We start from the raw sequence: 22,721 nt of genomic DNA, 5'->3' as shown, positions 1-22,721 counted from the left end.
CGTGGGCGGCGACTGGTTCGACGTGATCAGACTGTCTGGGACCCGTGTCGGACTGGTGGTCGGCGACGTCGTCGGCCACGGTATTCATGCCGCCGCCGCCATGGGACGGCTGCGTACAGCCGTCCGGACGCTTGCAGATCTTGACCTCGCGCCCGACGAACTGCTCACCAGACTCAACGATGTGGTCACCAGCCTCGTCGCCGATGACAACGTCGCTCCGGGCGGTGACGGCACCAGCGATCTTAGCGCGACCTGCCTGTACGCGGTGTACGACCCGGTCTCCCGGTGCTGCTCGCTTGCCCGGGCGGGCCATCCGTTCCCCGCCGTCGTGACCCCGGACGGCGCGGCCTACTTCCTCGATCTGCCGGCCGGCCTCCCGTTGGGCCTGAGCGGCATCCCCTTCGAGACCGCGGAGCTCGAACTGTCCGAGGGCAGCCTGCTCGTCCTGTACACCGACGGTCTGATCGAATCCCGGGAGCACGACATCGACACCGGGCTGAATGAGGTACGCAGAGCGCTGGCTGAGGTCCGGTGCCGCGCGGATGGTTCGCCGGACACCTCGCTTTCGTTGGAGACCGTCTGCGACGCCGTGCTCAAGACCCTGCTACCGGAACGACCCGTGGACGACGTCGCCCTGCTCGTCGCCCGCACGCACGGACTTGACGAGGACCGGGTCGTTTCCTGGGAGCTGCCCGCCGATCCGGCGGTCGTCGCGGTCGCCCGTGCGCGGGCAACCCGCCAGCTTGCGAAATGGGGGGCCGAGGAGGCCGCCTTCGCGACCGAACTGATCGTCAGTGAGCTTGTCACCAACGCCATCCGTCACGCGCGCACTCCCATCCAGGTCCGGATGATCCTGGATTATGTGCTTATCTGCGAGGTGTCCGACGGCAGCAGCACGGCCCCGCATCTGCGCCGGGCACACAGTTTCGATGAGGGCGGCCGTGGCCTGATGCTGGTCTCCCAGGTCGCCGAACGATGGGGCACCCGCCAGACCCGGACCGGTAAGATCATCTGGACCGAGCGGCCGCTGCCATCCGATGCCCGCACCGGTCCGCAGCCGTGATCCGCGATCCGTAGGCACCCGTCGAAATCATCGGCAGGGACGCCGGAAATCCGCAGAGCCACCACTCTGATGCGTTCAGTTGTCCAGCTAGCGGGCTACACGATCGCTCCGAGCTTCGGCGTCCATCCGGCACGACCAGCCGTCACGATAAATGATCAACGGACGGTCGGTGGGTAGCGCCGTCGGGCCGTGGGGGTCCGGGGGCTCGGCCCCCGGGTGGACATGACGAAGGAGATCACGGCCAAGCGAACTTCACCCGTCTTCGAGTACCCCCCGAGATGGGGACCCCATCGAAGCTTGCCGTCCACAGCCGCCGCCACAGCCACAGCCACGGCGGGGCCCCGGCACGCCGGAGAGCCAGCCGTTCGATCTCAATTTTCTGGTGCGCCGGGGATAGCCTGGGAATCAACTGGTACCGTTTTCCCAATGGAAGTGACCGTTGATTCGGTGGGACGCATCGTCGTCCCCAAGCCGCTACGTGACGCTCTAGGCCTCGAGCCCGGTGCGTCCGTCGATGTCAGCCTCTACGGTGCCGGCCTGCAACTCGTACCCACCGGACGGACGGCGCGGCTCCGGGAGATCAACGGCTCCCTGGTAGCCGATTCGGACACCGTCGTGACCGACGAGACTGTGTTCGCCCTGATCGACGCCGGACGCCGGTGACCGACCTCGCGCTCGACACGAGCGTCGCCGTCGCTTATCTTCTTCGGTCTCACGTCGCCCATCCTGCGGTCCGAGACCACGTCGGCACCCGGGTTCCCACGCTGACCGGCCACTCGTTGGCCGAAACGTATTCGGTGCTCACAAGGCTCCCTGGCGATGCGCGAGTGACCCCCGCCGATGCAGTCACGCTCATCGAAGCCAACTTCGGCAAGCCGGCACTCCTCGATCCAGGTACCGCTGCATCCATCCCCTCCGTCCTCGCTTCGGTCGGCGTCGCGGGCGGCGCCGTATATGACGCTCTTGTCGCTCTCGCCGCCCGCGCCTCCAACCTGCCGCTGGCCACCCGCGACCAGCGAGCAGCGTCGACCTATGCGATCCTCCATGTCCAGATTGAGCTGGTCATCACCTGACCGACAGCGTCGAATTGGACCTTTGATGCCAACGTCAGGGTTCGGTCGAGGCTGCGACTGGTCACGCAGGTTTTCCCATTGACACGAAAAACCGGTAGGAGATCACAGCGGTCGGTAGGCGTCCCGGCGGTGTTCCACGTAGAGGACGATGGCTTCGCGCTTGTCATCGTTGATCCGGTAGAGGACGCGGTAGGTGCCGCGGCGGGCCGACCAGATTTCCTCGAGGTCGAAGCGCAGGGGTTTGCCCACTCTGTGCGGAGCTTCGACCAGAGCGGTGGTGAGGAAATCGACGGCGGCGGTCGCGACGGCTTCGGGTAGCTGGTCGGTGAGTGCGCGTCGGGCGGGTGGAGTGAGGCCAAGCTCGTACGCAAGTCAACCGTAGTTGCAGGGCGCGGCCCCTGCTCTCCAAGGTCATCGGCGCGTGCCAGCATCAGACCACGGTGCAACTCAAGGTGTGTAGCGAACCGAGGCAGCGAATCGGGTAGCAGCGCTGCCGCCGTGTCCTGCGCTTCCACGGCCTTGTGTTCTTCGCCGAGACGTGCGAACAGGAGGCTGGAAAATACGTTCATTCGCCACTCTGGTACGGCGTAGTCGCTCGTCTGTTCGTCCGACCTGGCGGCATCGAACACGCGGCGTCCCTCTTCTAGAAGGTCGAAAGCCCCGGATCTGTCGCCTCGGATAGCTGCCACGTGCGCCATTCCCATTACCGCGTTCAGCCGACCCAGAGATGGCGCATCCGAGATTTTCGTGGCCTGCTTGGCAAGTGTCTCGCCCAGCACTCGACGATAGCAGGCGAGAACACGGCCCTCGTTTCCATCCCCGGCCAGCAAGAGGATACGGTAAGTGCGCCAACAGCCCTGGGGGACATCGTCGCGCACAAAAGCTACGTTCTTCACCGGGCCACGCCAAACCGGACCAACCTTGATTGTATAGCCTTGGTAGTAGTGGTGGGTGCCTCACCTCGCCCGCGCTTCGGGGTCCACTACGCCGCCAGCGCGCGTACTGCGTAGAATTCCAAGGATGCCACCAAGTCCGCGCTTGTCGGGAAGGCGATCCAGCGTGCGACGTGCAGCAGTTCCCAAGATTCCAACTGCACTCGTGACGGCCCTTGATATCGAAGATGAGGGAGTCTACCGAGCTAGCGGTTTCAACGCCGTGGACCTGTCGGATCGTAGGATACGAGCGGTCGAGATCGAATGTAGCCGACTCACGTCCGTCGATCTCAGCGGCGCCCATCTTGCTAGCGCCATGTTCTCAGATGTCACCATCGAGGCCTCCAACCTATCTAATCTGCGAGCTACACGGTCGTCCTTGCTTCGCGTAGAGGTAAGCGCGTGCCGGATGACTGGAGCGGCCTGGAGTCAGGGCCGGCTTCGCGACGCCGTCTTTAGCGATTGCCGGCTAGATATGTCGAACTTCCGTGGCACGAAGATGACCACTACGGTTTTCACGCAGTGCAATCTGAGTAGCGCTGTCTTCCAAGACGCGGACCTTCGTGGCGCAGTATTCGAGGATTGCAATCTAACCGGCGCCCAGCTCTCCCGGGCGAACATGGATGGTACACGGCTGCACGCATGTGAACTTAGCGGCATAAGCGGAATCACGAGCATGAGTGGGGCGCGGGTCATGACGGGAGATTTGATAGGCCTTGCCTACTCCCTCGCCGCGGCCTTGGGAATCCAGGTAGTCGACGACGAAACAGAATCTGACCGGCAATAGCGAGCATGTCAACGGCGTCACTCGACACACGCCCCACGTGGTATAAAGCCATTGTGGAGGCGAATGAGGCAGAGCCGGTGGGGCAAGGAGCATTGTTATAGGGGCGCGACCACGACCATGGGGAGGAATCGGATGCCCGCGACGCCAGCATCCGACAGGGGAAGCGGCGCACCAGGGCCACACCCAATACCAGGAATTTTAGGTTCTGGTCAGGATTGTGACGACGGTGGGTGGCGGTCCCGTGAGGTGCTTGTCGACCGGCTTTTTGGCGGGAATGGGGTGCGTTTGGTGCGGCGGACGACGCGGGGGTTGGAGCGGTGACGTTCCGGCAGGACGTGTTCGGCGATCTCAGCGGTCACCGCTGCGAGGATCCGGGCGGTCCGGCGGAGGGGGGAAAATCGCCCGGCGCACGATCTGGCGCCGGACGATGCTGACGGTGTGGGTGAACGAGAGCCGGTCGGGGTCGACCCCTTCGCGTAGCGCGGTGTCGTGGATGAGTTTCCGTAACGCCCGGTGCAGCAGCAGGATGCCCCAGACCTCTTGTTCGACCCGGTCGGGGCGCGGCGTCGACGGGCAGGCGCCGGTCGGACTTCGCCCGCCACAGCAGGTCCGCGCCGGTCGCGGCCGCCTTCTCGAACAGGTCGAAACCGAGGAAGTTGCGGTCGGCCAGCACCAGCAGGCCCAGACGTAACGCGCCCAGCACGTCGGTGAACAGGGCCTGTTCGCTGGCGGCTTTTCGAACGGCAGCTTCACCGGCTCCACCCCGAGCCGGTCCCGCGCCTTCGTGATCGCGGTGGCCGCCGGGACCTTCACCGGCCCGGCCCGGTCCGAGCGCCAGTCATCGGCGACCTTCACCTGCCGCATCACCTCGTCATAACCATCCGACGGGAACAACGCCAACGCCACCACATACCGGACCGTCAACGCTGCCGGCAGGTCCCGGGTCCGCCGCCCGCGCCGGCCCGTCTCCGCGACGACCTCATCGACCAGCGCGTCCGGGAACTGCGCCGCCAGCACCTCCAACCCGACCCGGTCCACCAACCGGTCACCGCGCTTCTCCTTGACCTGACCCCGTCTCGGCACACCCCGAACCCACACGATCAGAACCTTAAGTTCCTGGTATTGGGTCTACGCCCAGAGGAAGCTGCCGCACTCGCGAAACACAATCTATCTCTACCGGCAAAGGGATGGGGCGAACTGCACCTGGAACGCGCTCGGCCATACGCCGGAAAAGAATGGACCAACACCGGCGAGGCGCGCGACGACAGGCAACTGAAGCAGCGCCCGATGGGCGAGATTCGTACGGTGCCATGTCCACCCGAACTGACGGCTCTTCTCCACGGACATATCGAAAAATTCGGCACGAACCCTGCGGGCCGGCTGTTTTTCAGCGAACGGAACGGCGATCAGATTCCGACTCTGACGATCACGCGGACGTGGGGCCGTGCACGCCTGGCGATCTTCACGGAGGAGGTTGCTGCCGCGCCGCTGGCGAAGACGCCATACGACCTTCGTCACGCCGCCGTGTCAACCTGGCTGAACGCGGGTGTCCCGCCGACGAAGGTCGCGGAGTGGGCCGGGCACTCCGTCGAGGTGCTGCTCACGATCTACGCCAAGTGTCTCGACGGTGAGGGTGCACGGGTGCGGTCACGGGTCGCCGATGCGCCGGGATGGTGCCCGAGCGACGACGCGGGGGAGAGCGGTCGGGAGTAGAGCGGAAACTTCGGCGCCCATTCGGTGTAATCAACCGTCGGGGACCGGTGACGGCTGGTGGGTGAGGCCGTCAGATCGTGGGGGTCCGGGGGCTCGGCCCCCGGGTGGGCATCGAGGCTTGTGGGAAGCTGTGCGGAGCACGGCGAACAGGACGAACCGAGTGCCCCCAACGGGATTCGAACCCGTGCTACCGCCTTGAAAGGGCGATGTCCTAGGCCGCTAGACGATGGGGGCAGCAACGACCGGGTCCAAATCGCAATCTACCCGCAGCGCCTGCTGTCAGAAACACCGCCAGCATAGGGGACGATGGGCTGTCGCGACAAACGGCCGTCGGGTCAACCGTCGCCGAGCGCGGGTAGCGGGTTGGTCCAGCGGTAGCGGGTGCGGAAGAAGGCCCGCACCGGACGTCCGCCGATGGCCAGATTGTGCATGATCGGGACTGGGCCGGTCGGACGTGTCACGTCGAACGACAGCGTTACGTCGTCGGCTCGGTCCAGCGGCGTGTTCGGGTCGTAGACCCGCAGCGTGACCGCGGTTCGTTGCTGTTCGTAGGCGTAGGCCAGCACCTGGTGGTTGTGCCCGAGCTGGAAGGGGTCGTACGAGTGCAGCGTGATGACCCCGAGTGGGGACAGGACGCCGCGGTCGATGTCGAGCCGTATCTGCGGCCACTCGTTCACGATTGTGATCCGTCCGGCGCCGCGCAGCGTCAGCGACGACCAGGCGGCGTCCGCGTCCGGTGTGGCCATGAGCTGGTAGTACCGGGCGACGCCGCGGGGGACGTCGAAACTGTCGAACAGCCGGCGGACGATGTAGCGGTACAGCGGTGAATCCAGCGGCGGTGGCTCCTTCAGCGCAGGCTGGGGCAGCTTCGCCTCGAAAAGATCACGTGTGACATAGATCATTCCGCCGCAGAGTCCGCGGCTGGCGTCCCCGATCGGGACCTGGCCGACACCCGGGATATTGATCTTAATGACCGGCTGCCGGGGGAAGTCGTTGGTGAAGGGGAGGCCCTGGCTGCTCGGCAGGAACCCGTCCACCGCGGCTCGGGCGTCAACCATCAGTAGTCCCCCTTCGACTGGGAATCGTGCCCATACAGGCTCTCACCAGGATGGGTGGGTCGCGCGCGGTCTGCTGGGCGCCGGCCGAACCGGGGTTGCCGTCGGGCGAAGCTACGGTTGGGCCGTACGGTGATGTCCATCTGGTGTGCAAGGAGTGTGTCGCCAAAGTGATTAACCATACGGAAGGTGTGCGAGGGCTACCGGGTCGGGCATGAACAGTCGGACGGGTGGGACGCAGGGCCAGGCAGGCGCTGGTGGCATCAGGCGCTGGTCCGGCAATACGACGGCCCTGCGGGGCGATGGTCAGGGAGGAGTCCGCGATGGCCGCGGTTGTGGGGACCCGCAACGGAGTCAGGACAGGGACGATCCAGGGGGCGGTCGCCTACCGGCATGCGTTGGAGATGTTCAGTGCGCGGGTCCGGTCGGTGGCCCCCGGGCAGTGGAACTCCCCGACGCCATGCCCTGACTGGGACGTTCGTGCCCTGGTCAACCATCTGACGGTCGAGCAACTGTGGGCGGTTCCGCTGCTGCGGGGGGCTACTCCGACCATGATCGGCCGGCGCTTCGACGGCGACCAGCTCGGCGAGGAGCCCGTTGCCGCCTGGAGCCGCGCTGCCGAAGCGGCGCTCACCGCCTGGGATGCCCCGTGTTCGTGGGAGCGGACGGTGAACCTTTCAGCAGGCCCCACATCCTCCGCCGAGTACGGCTTCCAGATGACCGCTGATCTGCTCATCCACGGGTGGGACCTGGCTCGGGCGATAGGCGTGAACCAGCCCTTCGACCCTGATCTGGTTCGGATGGTCCTCGTTCGTCTCGAGCCGGAGGTGGAGCGTTGGCGGCGTATGGGGATCTTCGGGCCTTACTGCCCGGTGGCCGTCAACGCGAGTGACATGACCAGACTGCTGGCACTGACGGGTCGCCGCGCGGACTGGCGTCCGCCGCGCCGATTGACGTCCGCCGGTCGGTGGACGTCAACACAGCCGGTAGGTCGGAAAGCGTGCGGGGTCGGTGGCAGCTCCCGCCAAGCTGTCGGTCCCGGTGGTCGGGCACGGGCTGTCAGCCCGTGAGTCGGCCTTGCGGGTCGCGATGGCGGACGGCGCGAGCAGGATGTTCGCCGAGCCGGCGATCATCAACTGGTCGGTCACGACCGGGAAGGCCTGCGCGTCGATGGTGGTGTCGAGCTGGCTCGCCAGGTTCGGGCCGGCATGGAGACGATCAGGATTCACCCGATATGTTCGGTATTCGGGGATGGGTGACCCGAACCCGGCTGCGCGGCGGATATCGGTGCTGTCCGCAGCGGGCATTGAGCTCAGCATGGGCATGAGGTTCGACGAGGGCATGAGGTTCGACGAGGAGATGATGGACAGTCCGCCGATCACGAAGGCCGCGACCGCAGTGACCGCAGCGACCGCAGTGACCGCGGCGAGTAATGCCACTGAAGATGTCGTGCCGTGTCGCGCTCGAGAGCACGGCGCCATCCGGAACGGTCGACTCACCGGCGGGTCCAGGGTTTGGGACGCAGCCATGACGTGTTCATGTCCTGCGTTATCACAGTGATTTGCCGTACTGGCGGCGTGGCGCGACATCGGTGTAGCACCCCTGAATTGTTGGTCCGTTATTAAAAGCTCGTTGCCGCCGTTGGCGTCTATATGAACATTTTCGTCGATGTGGGCGGATTCGCGGCCGGATCGGGTACTACGAGTAATGCTCACACCACATGTCGGATAAACATGAAGGTTTCGGGTTTTACCCGGGGTAACTTCGAGAGTCCGTAAGGTGAACATCGGGTGATCGACGGTGGCCCTGGGTATTGAAGGGCTATGACACATCGCCCTGACGGGATTCCGCCGGCACAGTTGTCGGACGAGGACCTCGCCCATGAAGTCGAACACCTGCACGAGACCCGGCACGAGACGTTCCTGCATGGCAGTTCCGATGCGTTCGAGACGCACACCGCGCGGATGCTGAGCCTGGAACACGAGTACCTGCGTCGGTTCGCCGGGGCTATCCGCCCGGATCCGCGGCGGACCCGGGCGGGTAGTCGCCGCGCCGCGGCGCAATCAGCTCGGTAGCCCTGTCCGCCGACCCGAAACCGGTCGCCGCGCTCCGGCGGTCGACCGGATCAGCTCGTGATGTCCCGGGTGCCGAAGACGATCCGAGCCAGGACGATCATTGCCGAGCCGTAGCCACCCTCGAGGAGTACGCCGCGTTTCATGTTGGACCAGTTCACCGGCGCACGGAACAGGTCGACGAACGCCATCCAGTAGTGCGTGGGCAGGTAGGGCTGGATGGCTGCGGCGGCTGGGAGCTGGTCGAGTACGCCTGCGGTAACCAGGACGCCGAGTGCGCCGAAGGTCGCGGCAAGCGGCGTCGAGGTGATCACCGACAGGAATAGTCCGACGCCGACGATCCCGAGCATGGACGCGGCCACGAACAGTGCGGACAGTCCGATCCGGACCGCAGCCTGCGGCAGGCTGAGCGGCGGGCCGGTGCCACCCAGGGGCTTCACCGGAGCCAGTCCGAACAACATCCAGCCGACCACGAACGCGGTCACGGTCACCGCGGTTACCGCGATCAGTAGATAGCTGATGATCCCGATCAGCTTCGCGGCGAGCAGTCGACCTCGGCCTACCGGCCGGATCACCAGGTAACGCAGGGTTCCCGCGGTCGCCTCGCCCGCGATCGCCTCGCCGGCCAGCAGCAGTACCGCCACCGGCAGGAACAGCGGGAGGACGAGGGCGAGCGCCGCGATCGGGAACCACGTGCCGTTATGGATCACCTCCGCCAGGAACACCGGACTGGTGGATCCCGACCCGAGTCCGCTGACCTTGAGGAAGATGGCGACGATCACGGGGAGGGTCGCGAGCATCAGCACCGACATCCAGGTCCGCCGCCGCAGCAGCAGCAGGCGCAGCTCAACGCGGATCACAGCTCGTCCGGGACGAATTCCCGGTCGCCGTCCGGGTCGCCGCCGGTCAGTTCGAGGAAGACGTCCTCCAGGGTCCGCCGTTCCACCACCAGTTCGGACACGCGCACACCGGCCGATACCAATGCGGCGTTGAGCGCCATCGGGTTCTTTGTCCGCGCGACCAGGGAGTATCCGTCGCGGCCTTCGAGTACCCGTTCAAGCAGGTGTGCCGCCAGTTCGGTGTCCGGGGTACGCAGCGTGACCCGGCCGGTCGGCCCGCACAGCGCGTCCAGGGAGTCGTGGGCCACCAGACGGCCGTCACAGATGATCGCCGTCTCGGTGCACAGCATCTCGACTTCCGAGAGCAGGTGGGAGGACAGAAAGACGGTTGTCCCCTCGGTGTTCAGCTCGAGGAGCAGATCGCGGATCTCCCGGATGCTCTGCGGGTCCAGGCCGTTCGTCGGCTCGTCCAGGACGAGCAGTCGGGGCCGGCGCAACAGGGCTGCGGCAAGGCCGAGCCGCTGCTTCATCCCGAGCGAGAACCTGCTGATAGGCCGGTCGTCGATGTCGCCGAGTCCGACCCGTTCAAGAGCGTTCTCGATCCGGACACGGCGGGTCCGCCATGAGGCGCCGCGCCCGGCTTCGTCGAGTGCGGCCAGTTCGACCCGGGCAGGCAGGAAAGTATGGAACGCGGGGGCCTCCACCAGCGCACCGATCTTGGGCAGGACCTGCCGTGCGTAGCGTGGCATGCTCCGGCCGAGAAGACGGACGGTGCCGGCGCTCGGGCGGACAAGGCCGAGCAGCATGCGGACGGTCGTGGACTTGCCCGAACCGTTCGGGCCGAGGAACCCGAAGCGGTCACCGGTCGCCACCTGGAGGTCGAGGCAGTCGACCACGGTCCGGCGCCCATAGCGTTTGGTCAGACCGTCCGCATGGACAGCGAACGTCATGCCGGCGCTCCCGTGTTGTCGGGAGTATCGGGCACGCGGCAATCACGCGTCACGACTGCCGGATCAACCAGGCTGACCACCACGGCGGTCAGTGACAGTTCGGACGGCGCATGGAGACAGGACGATCGCGAGGTAGGCACTGTAGGTACTAGTAAAGCGGGGCCGTCGTGGGCTATCGACAGTTGGGGGCAGTTCGGACGTGCCCCAGGTGTCGCACACCCCCGATCATGAGGGGCCGGTTGGTCCGGGCGACCCGTACAGCGGCGGGTCACGGGCCTCGGCCTCGGCATCGGCAGGTCCGCATCCCCCACGGCCGGCCACTGAACTGCGTCCACGGGTGGCAGAAAATCGTGGCGCCCATTGCGGCGCCCATTGCGGCGCCCGAGGACAGGGCATTGGCGCAGGGAGTCGTTGTAGGTCGGACAGCCCTATCCTCGGTCGCCCTATCGGGTCAGGACGAGCCCGGGATGGGCAACGCCAGGTAGGGGAATGCCGAGCCGAACGCAATCGCCGGCCCGTCCACGCCGTCACCGAGCCCGTCCACCGCGGCGGGATGCCCCGGCTGCAGGACACCCTCGGCGGCCTGTAGCTCGATGTCGACCACGTCGTCGGCGAGCCGCCGTCCGTTCGGGAAGCCCGCGGTGTCACCACCGACCACGCCGAGACGGTTCGGCTTGGCCGACGGTGGGATCGACAGGTTCAACCGCAGTTCCTCGGCGGGCTGGATCCGCTTCGGGTCCGCGTCCTGGTTGAGGGAGTGGGCGTTGAGCTTGGACACGCCGGTGAGGAAGACCGACACCAGGTCGTTGCGGGGAGTGGCAGGTGCCGGGATCTTGTAGATGCTCTGGATCACCTTGGGTAGCTCGGGATTGGTCACGTACTGCAGGAACTGCGCGTCCTTGCTGGGCGTGGACGCGTTGAACCTGTCCTTCTGCCCGACCGGGATGACCACCTCGTTGACCAGCGGCTGCCCAAGCCGGCTGACCTGTGACCAGCCACCGGTCTCGGCCGGCCTGCCGGATCCATCGGTCTGTGGCAACACCCGGACGCTGCGCCGTTGGGTGGTGCTCCACACGCCGATGACGGGGTTACGGCTGGCGTCGCCCTTGAGCGCGACCTGGGTGGCGGGCAGCTTGAGGGCGATCGTGTTGACGTCGTATCGGGCGGTGCTGTTACGGCCCACCTCGCCGAAGTTGCCGCCGTAGACCAGGTCGAACACCCGCAGGTCGAGGAAGAACGGTTCGGCGGCCTGACCGGCGAAGGTGGTGATGTTGCCCGGCAGCGACTTCACGGCCTGGCTACGTAGGGAGGCGTAGTTCGGCATGGATGCCACGCCCACGTTGGACGGCGCGACCGGGACGTCGTTCGCCAGGGTGACGGAGCGGCCGTACTGCGGATCGCCGTAAATCGCTTCCAACTTGTAGGTCTGGGTGAAGTTCAGGGTCGGGTCGGTGATCTTGTTGACCACGCCGGTGTTGTAGAGAAACGTGTTCGGGTTCTTGCGGTGGTTGGTGAACGTCCACCGGTAGGTGACGTCCGGCTTGGCGTCGCCGTCGTTGTCAATGTGGACGTCGTACTGGGCGTCCTCGGCAAAGGGATAGAAGTTGGGTCCGCCCGCAGGCTCCTCGAACGGGACCCAGTTGGCGATGAGGGTGACGCTCTTGGCGTCGTCGGGTGACACGAACGCGTAGACGTCGGTGTTGTCAGCCTGCGGGTCGGCCGCGATGAGCGGTGCCTCCCGGTGGCTTGACGCAAGACTCGTGCCCGGCCCGAGCAGCGTTGCCGCGCCGACGGTTGACACCGCGAGCGTGGCGAGGGCAGCCAGTCTTCGCCGCCTCGAGCGGACCCTGGACAGCCTGGTCATGTTTCTCCTTCTGGTGGATGGGGCACGGTCCGGATCTTTCGTTGACCGACCGTGGTGCCTGTGCGACTGACGTTCGGCGCCGGGCCACCGCCGGATTGCTCCGTGACCGGATGGGTTTCGGCGCCCGGGCGACAGGCAGCCGAAGGACGGCAGGCAAGAGATCTCTTCACTCAGGGGCCATCCGCGGGCGGCCCGGCGACGAACCACAGACCGGAAGCCGAACCGAACGGAGGCCGGATGCAGGTTCGTCGGACAGCCGCGGCGCTCGCCGTCACCGTCACCGTGGCCATCGGGCTGGTCGTCGGGGTCGGGGTGCTCGGCGGATCCGGTGGGAGCACCAAGTCCGCCGCCCCCGCCGCGGGCCCGGCGGACAACCAGCCGGCGCGGGACGCGGTGTTCCGCGCGATCGCCCAGACCCAGCAGCACCTGCGGGACACTCCGGGCGACTGGACCGCCTGGGCGCAGCTCGGCGCCGCCTACGTCCAGCAGGCCCGCCTCACCGCGGACCCGACCTACTACCAGAAGGCGGACGGAGCGCTGGCCCGATCGCTGGCGATCCGCCCGGACGGCAACGCCCTGGCGCTCACCGGCCAGGCGGCGCTCGCCGCCGCCCGTCACGACTTCGCCTCGGCGCTACGTCTGGCCGACGACGCCATCGCCCTGGACCCTGACGGTGCCGACGGCTACGGCGTCAGGACCGACGCCCTGGTGGAACTCGGACGTTATGACGAAGCCTGGTCGGCCCTGCAACGGATGGTCGATCTACGGCCGGGCGTGGCCTCGTTCACCCGGGCGTCCTACTCCTGGGAACTGCGTGGGGACACCGACGCGGCCGAGGGCATCCTGCGCCGGGCACTGGCCGACGCGGCCATCCCGGCTGATGCCGCGTACGCCCAGTACTACCTGGGGGAGCTCGCCTGGAACCGCGGTGACGTCGATGCGGCCGCCGCCTGCTACACCGCCGGACTGGTCCAGGACCCCTCCTACCTGCCCCTCCTGGCGGGCCGGGCGAAGGTGGAAGCGGCCCGGGGGCAGGACGGCCAGGCCGTCGCCGACTACCAGAGCGTGGTCACCCAGCTTCCCCAACCGTCGTTCGTCGTCGAGTACGGAGAGTTCCTGGAGGCGATCGGCCGGCCGGCCGAGGCCAAGGCCCAGTTCGACCTCTCCCGTACCGAGGACCAGCTGTTGCGCGCCCAGGGAGTCGATGTCGACCTCGACCTCGCGCTGTACGAGGCCGACCACGAAGACCCGGAGGTGGCGCTGCGGGCGGCGTCCGCGGAGTTCGCGAAGCGGCAGAGCATCTTCGTGGCGGATGCCTACGCCTGGGCCCTGCACGTTGCCGGTCGGGACGCCGAGGCATTGCCGTATGCCCGCTCCGCCCTGCGGCTGGGCACCCGCAATGCCCTGTTGCGTTACCACCTTGGCGTGATCGAGGCCGCGGCCGGCCGGCCGGCTCAGGCGATCGGTGACCTGCGGGCCGCGCTCGCACTCAACCCACACTTCTCCGCCTATCACGTGCCGCGGGCGAAGGCGCTGCTAGCCGATCTGGAGAAGGCCGCGTGATCTCTTCCGTGATCTCTTTCGTGAACTCCACCGTGAACCTCGTCGCGGCCTCCGCCGCGAACCGGGGCCGCCGCGCCGGGCGACGCATCCTGGCCCGGGTGGCCGCGGTGACCGTGGTGGCCGGAGTCGTCCTTCTCCCAGCCACCGCCGCAAACGCCCACCCGCTCGGCAACCTCAGCGTCAACACCGCCAGTGTGCTGCGCATCCAACCGGACGAGGTGCTGGTCGACCTCATCATCGACATGGCCGAGATTCCCACCCAGCAGACACGTCAGGCACTCGACCTGGTCGGCCCCGAACAGTGGTCACGAGGCGAGTGCGTCGGCCTCACCCCCGCGTTGACGCTGTCCGTCGGCGAAGCGCGTCAGGCGCTCGTCCTGTCGAACTCCTCGGCACAGCTTCGACCGGGCACTGCCGGCCTGCCCACGCTGCGCGTCGTCTGCCGCTACACCGCGGCTCGGCCGGCCGAAAGCGGCTCCGTCTCCTTCTCGTCCCAGGCGTTCACCGACCGGATCGGCTGGAAGGAGATTGTCGCCTTCGGTGACCGGACGACCATCGTCCAGCGAGATGTGCCGGACCGGTCGCCGAGCCGACTGCTGACGGACTACCCGGCTGACCTGCTGTCCAGCCCTGTACACAGGCAGACGGCGACGCTGCGGGTACACGGCGGAGGCCCGGCGATCGCCGATCCGCTCGCCGCGGAGGACCTGCGGGGCGCAGCGGTGTCGGACAGTCCGCAGCGACGCGGTGCCGACGGTCTCACCGCAGCCTTCACCAACCTGGTCGGACGCCACTCGCTCACCCTCGGCTTCGCGCTGTTCGCCGCCGGGCTCGCGCTCGTTCTCGGCGCGGCGCATGCCTTCGCCCCGGGCCACGGCAAGACCATGATGGCCGCCTACCTGGTCAGCGAACGGGGGACGTTGCGCCAGGTCGGCCTCATCGGCCTGACCGTGACCGCCACCCACACCGTCGGTGTGCTGCTGCTGGGCGTCGCGCTGTCCCTGTCGACCACGTTCGCACCCGAACGTTTCTATCCGTGGCTCAACGTGATCAGCGGTGTTCTGCTGCTGGTGATGGGCGCCGGTCTGCTGCGCGCGGCGCTGGCCCGCCGCCGGTCCGCCTACGGATCCGGGCGCGCAGCCGTCCACCCGGAGCACGACCATGCCGACCACACCCATGCCGACCACGGTGCTCATGACCACGGTGCTCATGGCCACGACCATGGTGACCATCACCACCATCACCACGGCGACAAAGGCCACCACCATGTCCGCCACCGGACCAGGCGGCCGCTGGCAGCTGCCCGCCTCGCCGTCGCGGACCTTCCCGCCGGGAGTTATCCCGCCATGGGGCGTTCGTCCGGTACCGCGACGGCGATTGCGACCCGCCGCCGGTCGCCGGTTCGCCGACAGCCGCTCGTACTCACCCACACGCATGGCGCGCGGCCCCACACCCATGTGCTTCCGGCGCCTGGAGTGCCAACCCGCAGCCTGGTGACCATGGGGCTCGTCGGGGGGCTCGTTCCCAGCCCGTCCGCGCTGGTCGTGCTGGTCGGCGCGATCGCGCTGCACCGGGCCTGGTTCGGCGTACTGCTCGTACTGCTCTACGGGGCGGGGATGGCCACCACTCTGGTCGGGATCGGCGGGATGCTCTCGCGGAGCAAACGCCTGTTGGACGCGCGGGTGGCCCGCCGCGACGGTTCCCGACTCGGCGCGGTTCTGCGCTGGTTGCCCGTGGCAACCGGGGTGGTCGTCCTCGTCGGTGGCCTGAGCCTGGTGTTGCGTGGCGTCCCGCACCTTCTGCTCTGACCGTCCGGGCTCATTCCGGCCCCGCGTTCCGCGGTCTGAACAACGGCACAGTTCCGGGATTACCCTCACGGGCGAGAAACGGGAGTCAATGCGAGGTAACGAGAACCCAGGCCGCGTACTCCGCCCTGCGCCCGTGGGCTCCTGCGGTTCCGCGGCGGGCTTCACGGCGCACGCGGACGATCTCCTGCAGTGCGCCGGACGCGGTGACTCCGATGCGTTCGCCGCGCTCTACGATCTGCTCGCGTCCCGGGTGTTCGGGCTCGTCCGACGTGTCCTGCGGGACCCGGCGCAGTCGGAGGAAGTGACCCAGGAGGTTTTCGTCGAGGTCTGGCGGACTGCCGCCCGTTTCGAACCGGCCAAGGGCAGCGCGTCGGCCTGGGTGTACACGCTCGCGCACCGCCGGGCCGTTGACCGCGTCCGTTCATCGCAGGCAGCGACCGAACGTGAGCGTCGAGTCGCCATACTCGACTACCGTGACTTCGACGGGTTCGACGATGTGGTCGAACAGGTCGAGGCACGGCTCGAACACGAACATCTGCGCCAGTGCCTCAATGGACTCACCACGCTTCAGCGTCAGTCCATCACCCTGGCCTACTACCGCGGGTACACCTACCGGGAAGTCGCGGAACTGCTGAAGGTCCCGGTAGGAACGGTGAAGACGAGGATGCGCGACAGCCTGATCCGGCTGCGCGACTGCCTGGGGATCGGACGATGAGCCCCCCGGACGTCCATGTGCTGACCGGTGCATACGCCCTCGACGCCCTGGACGACGACGAGCGGACGCTGGTGGAGCGACACCTGGCCGTGTGCGGAAACTGCTCGCAGGAGGTAGCCGGGTTGAGGGCCGCAGCCTCGGCGTTGGCCGACCCCGTCGTCGAGGAGCCTCCCCGCCCGCTGCGCTCGGCGGTGCTGGGGCAGATCGCGTCCACCCAACAGGTCCCGGCGCAGGTCCCGGCGCCGGCGGTCCCGGATCCCCTCGCGAACGGCCGCTGGAGCCGCTGGAGCCACCGGAGCCACCGGAGTATGCGGCAGGACCGGCCCCTTCGGCGGCGCCCGGTGACGGCTGCCGCCGTCTCGGTCGTGGTGGTCTGTGTCGCACTCGGTGTCACCGTGGCCGACCAGTACCAGCAGTTGGACAGCGCGCGGCACCGTGCCGACAGTCTGAGTGCCCTCGCGTCCGCCGCGCTGACCAGATCCGCATCCATGCCACTTGTCGGAGGCGGAACCGTTGCCGTTGTGGCGGTCGGCGACAGCGCCCTGGTCTCGGCGCGGGACCTGCCCACGCTTCCCGACGGTCGGGTCTACCAGTTCTGGCTGGTCGGAGCGACCCGGGTACGTTCGGCAGGCATTGCCGGCGGTGACGTCGTCGCCGTCGACCGTTTGCTGGGCGACGTCGGTGACACCCGGTTCGTAGCTGTCACCGCGGAGCCACCCGGTGGTTCGACGCGGCCCACCACCTCTCCACTCGTCCGCGCACCGCTACGTACCTGAGTACGTACCTGAGCCGTTCGCATACCTGGCCCGAATGCGCAACCGACCTGTGCCGACCCGTGCCGATTTATGCCTACCGGGCAGGCGGAGCGGGCGACGACCTGTCCGTCCACCTTAGTCGATCAAAGAAAAAATCAACACAACAAATCCGTCCAGGGACCCATCCAGGCGGGACCCGGGAACGAACAACAGGCGGGTACTCCAACGGCCAGACCATCTTCCCGGAGGTTCCACAATGTCCCTCGTTCGTTTCCTGCCCGCATGGTTTCACGCCATCGCAGACTATGCTGTCGCGGCACTGCTGATCATTGTTCCGCTTGCGGCCGGTGGTTCGTCGGTGGCCGTGGCGACCGGCGTCACGGTCGGAACCGTGGTTGCCGTGGTGAGCATGCTCACCCGCTACCCGCTCGGTGTCGTCAAGGTGCTGCCCTTCCAGGTGCATTCGGCAGGCGACTACCTCGCATCCGCGCTGCTCGTCCTCGCGCCGTTCGCGCTTGCCTTCACCGATACCGACGGCGGCCTGTCCGCCTTCTACATTGCCGGTGGTGCGGCTGTTCTCGCGGTCAGCCTCGTCACCAACTACCAGTACAGCCCCCGTCGGGCGCCGCAGATCTCCGCCATCCGCTCGCAGCACGCGTAAACGGGGTTCCCATGCCGGCTGTGGGAATCCGGAGGGGCTCGGGGCATCCGGCGGCGTGAGAAAAATCGCGATCGCGTCGCCTTCGGCCAACGAAGGTGCCTGGCTGCCCGGCTGCCCGGCTGCCCGGCCACTCGACAAACTCGACAAGATGGGCCGGCTCCCTGCCGCCAACCGCGTCCGACGCATTCTGCGACACGGACCCGGTTGGCGGCATCTTTCGTGACCTCATCAAGGCCGGTCCGAGGCGCTCCGTCCTGCACGCCGCCGTCCTCGAGGTGGGGACAACCCCACCTCATCCAGGCGGTGATGTCGCGCCACGTTGCGAGAGGTGCCACGTCCCGAGAGGAAGGTGGGAGACGGGCACAGCTGGCGGCGCCCTGGGTAGCTCGCGGCTGGGCATCGCTGTCCGGGCGGCTCGTCCGCCGTCTCTGGGGCCGACCCGGGTCTTCTACCCGGGTCAGTGAGCATCCGTGCAGTCGCTCACGGGAAGGGGGCTTGCCTCCGGTTGCGCCTGCTCTTTCACGTGAAATCCAGAATCGGATGACAGGACCCGTGCGCGTTACTCGCCGACTCCGACTCCGACTCCGACTCCGCCCGGTCGTGGTTGCGACCCGCCGACAATGCCGGGTCGGCGTTCGAACGGCAGGATACCGATATCGGTGGGCCATGGCGGGTCAATCCGTTCGTTCCGGCCGTCCACGCCGAGCTGGCTTCGCTGAACCCTGCTACGGTGACCGGCAGGCCAGTTGGAGTCGGCACAGCAATCCCGTGATTGTCGCCACCGGTAGGTCGGTGCGGGACCGGAGGTCCGATCGTTCGCCTATGTCTTCATAGACGCGCCAGCGACCGGGTATCCCGGCTATATGGCCGGCCGGTAGTCCGGAGTCGTTTCGTCTGGGCGACCTCGGAGGATTGTAAGTGTTCGGCGATCGTGTCTTCTCGGGAGTTTCAGTGCAGATTTCGCTCTTGAACATGTCCGGCAAGAATGACGAGGAGGTTCTGAACGTCGTGCGGGCGGTCAACAGGCAGATCGCCGATGACTTCTACCCTTACTGGGGCCAGTCCGCGGTGCTCCGGCTGGAGGGCCGGGCGAGCGCCCAGCCCGACCGCGAGAAGCCACCGGAGCTTCGCGGTGACGCGATCTTGTATTTGTGGAACAAGGCTGACGTCCCGGGTGTGATTGGTTTTCACGCAGAGAACAACGCCGGCCTGCCTTTCGGCTTCGTCTTCACGGAGCTCGCCGATCAGCTCGATGAGCCGTACAGCGTCACCCTCTCCCACGAGGCGCTGGAGCTGATCGGTGACGCCAACGTGAACAAGCTGGCCGCCGGTCCGCACCCCGCTGACCCGAATCGGTGGGTGATGCACTGGTACGAGATGTGCGATGCCGTGCAGGGCGAGACGTACAAGGTCGATGGCGTGGACATGTCGAACTTCGTCCTCCCGCCGTACTTCACTCCGGGCGAGCAGGTCGGCGCGCGCAACGATTTTCTCGGCCGTGCACACAACGGCCGGACCCTGCAGTCCTTCGGCGTCAATCCAGGAGGCTACCTGGGTTTCTTCGATCCGGTGACCGGAAAGATGGAAACCTGGAGCGCGCCGGGTGATGCGAAAGCCGCACTTCGGCTGGGCAGCAAGCAGCGGGAGGGCCTGACCCGGCGCTCGGTCCGCCGGGCGAACCTGCCGCAGCTCGCGGTGCAGCCCGACCTCCAGTCGGTCGAAGCGGAACGGTTGCGACAGGAGCGGCAGCTGCGGGACAACTGGGCGCAGCTCCGGTATCAGATTCTCGATCAGTTCGGGCAGGTCGGCTCCGCCGACATCGACACCGCCGAGAACCTCAACGACCTCGTGCAACGGATCGTCGACAAGACGAAGCACAGCGCGCGGTACGTGGAGACACGGCTGAGGGAAATGGGACCGGAATAACAGGATTCTCCGGACGTCCCCCACTTCGGGACACCCTCCCGAAGTGGGGCCGGCGGAAGGGTCCTGGACCTGTCCTGGTACGCCGCGCGGGGGACAGTCAGGTGTCGCACGCATGGCAGGTCGCGTTCAGCGCCGCGGACGACTCCGGGCCTCCAATATCGATGATCTTCTTCTTGGTGTGGACGTCAACGTCAACCGTGACCTTCCGTTCGTGTTGGCATCGACGGCTCGTGGGAGCGCCGAGCGCCGAACTCACCGCGGTCGGATTGCTCGCGGGTGCTCCCTGTGCGACTGGGCGCAGATCGGAAAAGATATCCCCGACATCCATACATGAGGTTGGGAACGGTGCTGCGCAATGTCTCTGTCGGGTGATTCCGCGCTGGATGGATCCACGGACGCGGCCGACACCGGTCGCGGCGGTGAGGGCTCAGCCGACCATGGTGAGGGATCGGCAGGTTGTGCTGGTCAGGATGGTGGTCTCGGCCTGCCTCCAGCGCTGGACACCCTCAGCGAGGTGGTGTTCCGAACCGATGCGGAGGGCCGGTGGACGTACCTGAACCGAGCCTGGACGACACTGACCGGATTCGAGATCGGTTCCAGTCTCGGCACGGGTTTTCTCGACCACGTCCACCCCGACGAACTCGAGCGCATGGTCGCGTTGTTCATGGTGGCGGTTGCCGGAGGAGCCGATCACCGCCAGCACCAGACCCGGTACCGTACCCGTGACGGGAGTTACCGGTGGGTGCAGATCCGGGCCAATGTCCTGCGTGACGCGTCCGGCGAAGTGGTCGGAAACGCCGGAACGATTGTGGACATCACTGACTCCCGGCGCAGTGCGGAGGCGCTCAGTGAGCACACGGTCCTGCTCGAGCTGATGTCTCAGGGCGCCCGCCTGGACGAGTTACCCATAGGGGTGATCATTTATGATCACGCTCTGCGGGTACGGCGGAAGTCAGAGATCGTCGACCGGATGCTCGGCATGTCGCAGCAGGTGGGCGACGCGCTCGAGGAACTTTTCGAGGTGCTGCGGCCGGCCGATGGCGAGGGACGTCAGCTCGGAGGCGAGTGGGGCCTTGCCGCGGTCGCGTTGCGGACGAACCAGCCCCAACTCGGCGACCTCGACCTGAACCCGGGCTCCGGGCCAAGCCGCTCGCTGCGGGCGTCGGTGGTTCCGTTCGTTCATCAGGGCGGGACCCTGCTGGCGCTGATCCTGACGGAGGTCACCGACCTTCGCAGGGCTGAACGCCAGCAGGCGGGGTTGGCCGGGCTCGGTCAGCGTGCGTTGTCCGGGCTCGACGTGTCGACCCTGCTGGGCGAGGCTGTCAGGCTGGTCGCGTCAACACTCGAAGTCCCGCTATGCGATCTTTTCGAGTGTGATCCGCTGTCCGCGGACCAGGCGGGTGTTCTGGTTGCTCGGGCATGTGTCGGTCGGCCGGCCGGCCCGGCATCCGTCGGGCCCGTCTCGATCGCGGCTACTTCGCTGGCCGGCATGGTCCTGACGGGAGAACAGCCGGTGGTGGTCAACGACCTTGCCAGCAGGCCGGAAATCGGGATCGAGCCATGGCTGCGGACGGGTGGGGTAGGCGCCACCGTGGGAGCGCGCATCGGTGGGTCTGGACGCGCCTTCGGTGTCCTTGCCGCTCACAGTACGACACCACGCCGGTTCACCCGGGACGAGGCACACTTCGTCCAGTCGGTGGCGAACGTGCTCGCCGCAGCCATTGAACGGGACCGGTCCGAGCGGGAGGTCCGCCGGCTCTACGAGGAGACGAAACGCGGCCAGGCATGGCTCACGGCGACAGCCGAGATCACCGCCGCGTTACTGTTCGTCGCGGAGCCTCAGGCCGCTCTCGGACTGGTCGCCAGCCGGGGTAGGGAGGTCACCGGCGCCGACATCGGTGTCATCGCGGTACCCACCGAATCAGGTGATCTGGCAGTTGCGGTGGCCGAGGTCGCGCCGAGGCTGGACGCCGATCCCGAAAAACTCCGCGGATTCGTTCTTGGGGCCGGCGCCACCCGGTACGCCGACACCATGCGGACCGGACGTGCCGTCCGCATCGACGACGTGGAACAGGACCGGGGCCTGTTCGCGGCACCTGTCCAGGGGCTGTCCATCAGCACATTCATGATTCTTCCTCTGGTGGTGGCCGGAGAACCGCTGGGAGTGCTCGTCCTCGGCAACGGTCCGGACGCCGCCCCGTTCGCCCCGGCCGACCTGGAGATGGCTGCCGCGTTCGCGAACGACGCGGCGCTGGCCATCGAACTGTCCCGGGTTCAGCGGGACCGTGAACGGCTCGCCGTCTTCGAGGACCGCGACCGCATCGCCCGGGACCTGCACGACGTCGTCATCCAGCGGCTGTTCGCGACCGGTCTTCAGCTCCAGGGACTGGCCAGGTTCGTCGAGGGCCAGCCAGGCGTACGCCTGGTCGCGGCGGTCGACGAACTCGACGAGACGATTGAGGAGATCCGTCGAACGATCTTCTCGCTGCGGCCTCCGACCACCGGCGTGGATCTGCGGACCGAGATCCAGCGGATCGTCGCCCAGGCCGAGGACCATCTGGGGCGCACGGCGAAGATCCGGCTGGAGGGGCCGATCGATCACGGTATTCCCGAGTCGATACGCCCGCATCTACTGGCTGCCCTTCGTGAGGCCGTTGCCAACATCGCCCGCCATGCCCACGCCGACGGCATCGGCGTCCTGATCAGGGTCACCGGTGACGACGTTCTGGTCGAGGTCCACGACAACGGGCGAGGACCCGGTCGGGCACCCCGGGCCGGCGGGCTTGCGAACCTGCGGCGCCGCGCGCTCGACCTCGGCGGACGGATGGAGTTCGGACCGGGCAAGGACGGCACCGGTACCACCCTCACCTGGCATGTCCCGATCGTTCAGCTGCTGCCCGAAACCGGTGCTGCCCGAACCGGAGCGCCACCATGGTGACTCACCT

Annotated in this window: 19 protein-coding genes, 1 tRNA gene and 2 pseudogenes; 14 read left to right on the top strand and 8 right to left on the bottom strand. The window is 67.1% G+C overall.

Annotated features, from left to right (window positions below; all coding sequences use genetic code 11):
* The 3 genes from NBW77_RS09110 to NBW77_RS09100 form a co-directional block, all read left to right on the top strand.
* A partial coding sequence (locus NBW77_RS09110) for an ATP-binding SpoIIE family protein phosphatase (RefSeq protein WP_250279565.1) occupies positions 1–1,063 on the top strand: 1,063 nt, incomplete at its 5' end.
* A gap of 222 nt (positions 1,064–1,285) precedes the next feature.
* A complete protein-coding gene (locus NBW77_RS22775) occupies positions 1,286–1,726 on the top strand; it encodes an AbrB/MazE/SpoVT family DNA-binding domain-containing protein (RefSeq protein WP_502799459.1) in 441 nt (146 codons plus the stop codon).
* Positions 1,723–2,136, top strand: a complete 414-nt coding sequence (locus NBW77_RS09100; RefSeq protein WP_250279564.1) for a PIN domain-containing protein — start codon at positions 1,723–1,725, stop codon at positions 2,134–2,136. Before NBW77_RS22775 ends, NBW77_RS09100 begins: the two co-directional genes overlap by 4 nt.
* A gap of 102 nt (positions 2,137–2,238) precedes the next feature.
* Here the strand turns inward: NBW77_RS09100 and NBW77_RS09095 are convergent.
* Positions 2,239–2,427 (bottom strand): annotated as a pseudogene (locus NBW77_RS09095) (type II toxin-antitoxin system RelE family toxin); the annotation flags it as partial.
* A 729-nt stretch (positions 2,428–3,156) separates the two neighbouring features.
* Between NBW77_RS09095 and NBW77_RS22360 the strand changes: the two are divergent.
* Positions 3,157–3,855 (top strand): pentapeptide repeat-containing protein, encoded by a 699-nt coding sequence (locus NBW77_RS22360; protein ID WP_131747706.1) that lies wholly within the window; start codon positions 3,157–3,159, stop codon positions 3,853–3,855.
* 348 nt (positions 3,856–4,203) lie between these two features.
* Here NBW77_RS22360 and NBW77_RS09090 read toward each other — a convergent pair.
* Positions 4,204–4,938, bottom strand: a pseudogene (locus tag NBW77_RS09090) (transposase domain-containing protein).
* 204 nt (positions 4,939–5,142) lie between these two features.
* Between NBW77_RS09090 and NBW77_RS09085 the strand changes: the two are divergent.
* Positions 5,143–5,568: a site-specific integrase gene (locus NBW77_RS09085; RefSeq protein ID WP_175324759.1), complete on the top strand. Its 426-nt coding sequence runs from the start codon at positions 5,143–5,145 to the stop codon at positions 5,566–5,568.
* Positions 5,569–5,729: 161 nt separating this feature from the next.
* Here NBW77_RS09085 and NBW77_RS09080 read toward each other — a convergent pair.
* A tRNA-Glu gene (locus tag NBW77_RS09080) sits at positions 5,730–5,802 on the bottom strand.
* 101 nt (positions 5,803–5,903) lie between these two features.
* Positions 5,904–6,626: a hypothetical protein gene (locus NBW77_RS09075; RefSeq protein ID WP_131747708.1), complete on the bottom strand. Its 723-nt coding sequence runs from the start codon at positions 6,624–6,626 to the stop codon at positions 5,904–5,906.
* A 320-nt stretch (positions 6,627–6,946) separates the two neighbouring features.
* Between NBW77_RS09075 and NBW77_RS09070 the strand changes: the two genes are divergently transcribed.
* On the top strand, positions 6,947–7,693 hold the full coding sequence (locus tag NBW77_RS09070; RefSeq protein ID WP_131747709.1) for a TIGR03086 family metal-binding protein: 747 nt from the start codon (positions 6,947–6,949) through the stop codon (positions 7,691–7,693).
* Here NBW77_RS09070 and NBW77_RS09065 read toward each other — a convergent pair.
* Positions 7,598–8,062, bottom strand: a complete 465-nt coding sequence (locus tag NBW77_RS09065) for a hypothetical protein (protein WP_207387132.1) — start codon at positions 8,060–8,062, stop codon at positions 7,598–7,600. The two genes, NBW77_RS09070 and NBW77_RS09065, sit on opposite strands and share 96 nt — an antisense overlap.
* Before the next feature lie 384 nt (positions 8,063–8,446).
* Between NBW77_RS09065 and NBW77_RS09060 the strand changes: the two genes are divergently transcribed.
* Positions 8,447–8,698 carry a DUF6158 family protein gene (locus NBW77_RS09060; RefSeq protein ID WP_250279562.1) on the top strand — a complete coding sequence of 84 codons (252 nt, stop codon included), beginning with the start codon at positions 8,447–8,449 and terminating at the stop codon, positions 8,696–8,698.
* A gap of 50 nt (positions 8,699–8,748) precedes the next feature.
* Here NBW77_RS09060 and NBW77_RS09055 read toward each other — a convergent pair whose 3' ends face one another.
* The 3 genes from NBW77_RS09055 to NBW77_RS09045 form a co-directional block, all read right to left on the bottom strand.
* Entirely contained in the window at positions 8,749–9,555 is an 807-nt protein-coding gene (locus tag NBW77_RS09055; protein WP_131747711.1) for an ABC transporter permease, read from the bottom strand.
* Entirely contained in the window at positions 9,552–10,484 is a 933-nt protein-coding gene (locus NBW77_RS09050) for an ABC transporter ATP-binding protein (protein ID WP_131747712.1), read from the bottom strand. The genes NBW77_RS09055 and NBW77_RS09050 overlap by 4 nt, the downstream gene beginning before the upstream one ends.
* A 451-nt stretch (positions 10,485–10,935) precedes the next feature.
* Positions 10,936–12,348: a DUF4331 domain-containing protein gene (locus NBW77_RS09045; RefSeq protein ID WP_131747753.1), complete on the bottom strand. Its 1,413-nt coding sequence runs from the start codon at positions 12,346–12,348 to the stop codon at positions 10,936–10,938.
* Positions 12,349–12,585: 237 nt separating this feature from the next.
* Here NBW77_RS09045 and NBW77_RS09040 point away from each other — a divergent pair, with 237 nt between their 5' ends.
* The 7 genes from NBW77_RS09040 to NBW77_RS09010 all read left to right on the top strand — a co-directional run bounded on the left by NBW77_RS09040 (position 12,586) and on the right by NBW77_RS09010 (position 22,714).
* Positions 12,586–13,911: a tetratricopeptide repeat protein gene (locus NBW77_RS09040; RefSeq protein ID WP_250279561.1), complete on the top strand. Its 1,326-nt coding sequence runs from the start codon at positions 12,586–12,588 to the stop codon at positions 13,909–13,911.
* A complete protein-coding gene (locus NBW77_RS09035) occupies positions 13,908–15,719 on the top strand; it encodes a HoxN/HupN/NixA family nickel/cobalt transporter (RefSeq protein WP_131747713.1) in 1,812 nt (603 codons plus the stop codon). Before NBW77_RS09040 ends, NBW77_RS09035 begins: the two co-directional genes overlap by 4 nt.
* A gap of 88 nt (positions 15,720–15,807) precedes the next feature.
* A complete protein-coding gene (locus NBW77_RS09030; RefSeq protein WP_131747714.1) occupies positions 15,808–16,434 on the top strand; it encodes a sigma-70 family RNA polymerase sigma factor in 627 nt (208 codons plus the stop codon).
* Positions 16,431–17,210, top strand: a complete 780-nt coding sequence (locus NBW77_RS09025; RefSeq protein ID WP_131747755.1) for an anti-sigma factor — start codon at positions 16,431–16,433, stop codon at positions 17,208–17,210. The genes NBW77_RS09030 and NBW77_RS09025 overlap by 4 nt, the downstream gene beginning before the upstream one ends.
* 235 nt (positions 17,211–17,445) lie before the next feature.
* Complete coding sequence (locus NBW77_RS09020) at positions 17,446–17,850, top strand: hypothetical protein (protein ID WP_131747715.1); 405 nt, start codon at positions 17,446–17,448, stop codon at positions 17,848–17,850.
* Between the two features lie 1,731 nt (positions 17,851–19,581).
* Positions 19,582–19,776, top strand: coding sequence for a hypothetical protein (locus NBW77_RS22770; protein ID WP_502799460.1), 195 nt, complete (start codon positions 19,582–19,584; stop codon positions 19,774–19,776).
* 355 nt (positions 19,777–20,131) lie between these two features.
* The gene (locus NBW77_RS09010; RefSeq protein WP_250279560.1) at positions 20,132–22,714 is read left to right on the top strand and encodes a GAF domain-containing protein; all 2,583 of its coding nucleotides are present in this window, start codon (positions 20,132–20,134) and stop codon (positions 22,712–22,714) included.
* Positions 22,715–22,721: the final 7 nt, after the last annotated feature.

The organism is Frankia sp. Cppng1_Ct_nod, from assembly GCF_920656135.1.
GTDB classification, from domain to species: domain Bacteria; phylum Actinomycetota; class Actinomycetes; order Frankiales; family Frankiaceae; genus Protofrankia; species Protofrankia meridionalis.
This window is presented reverse-complemented; position numbering and strand designations above follow the sequence as displayed.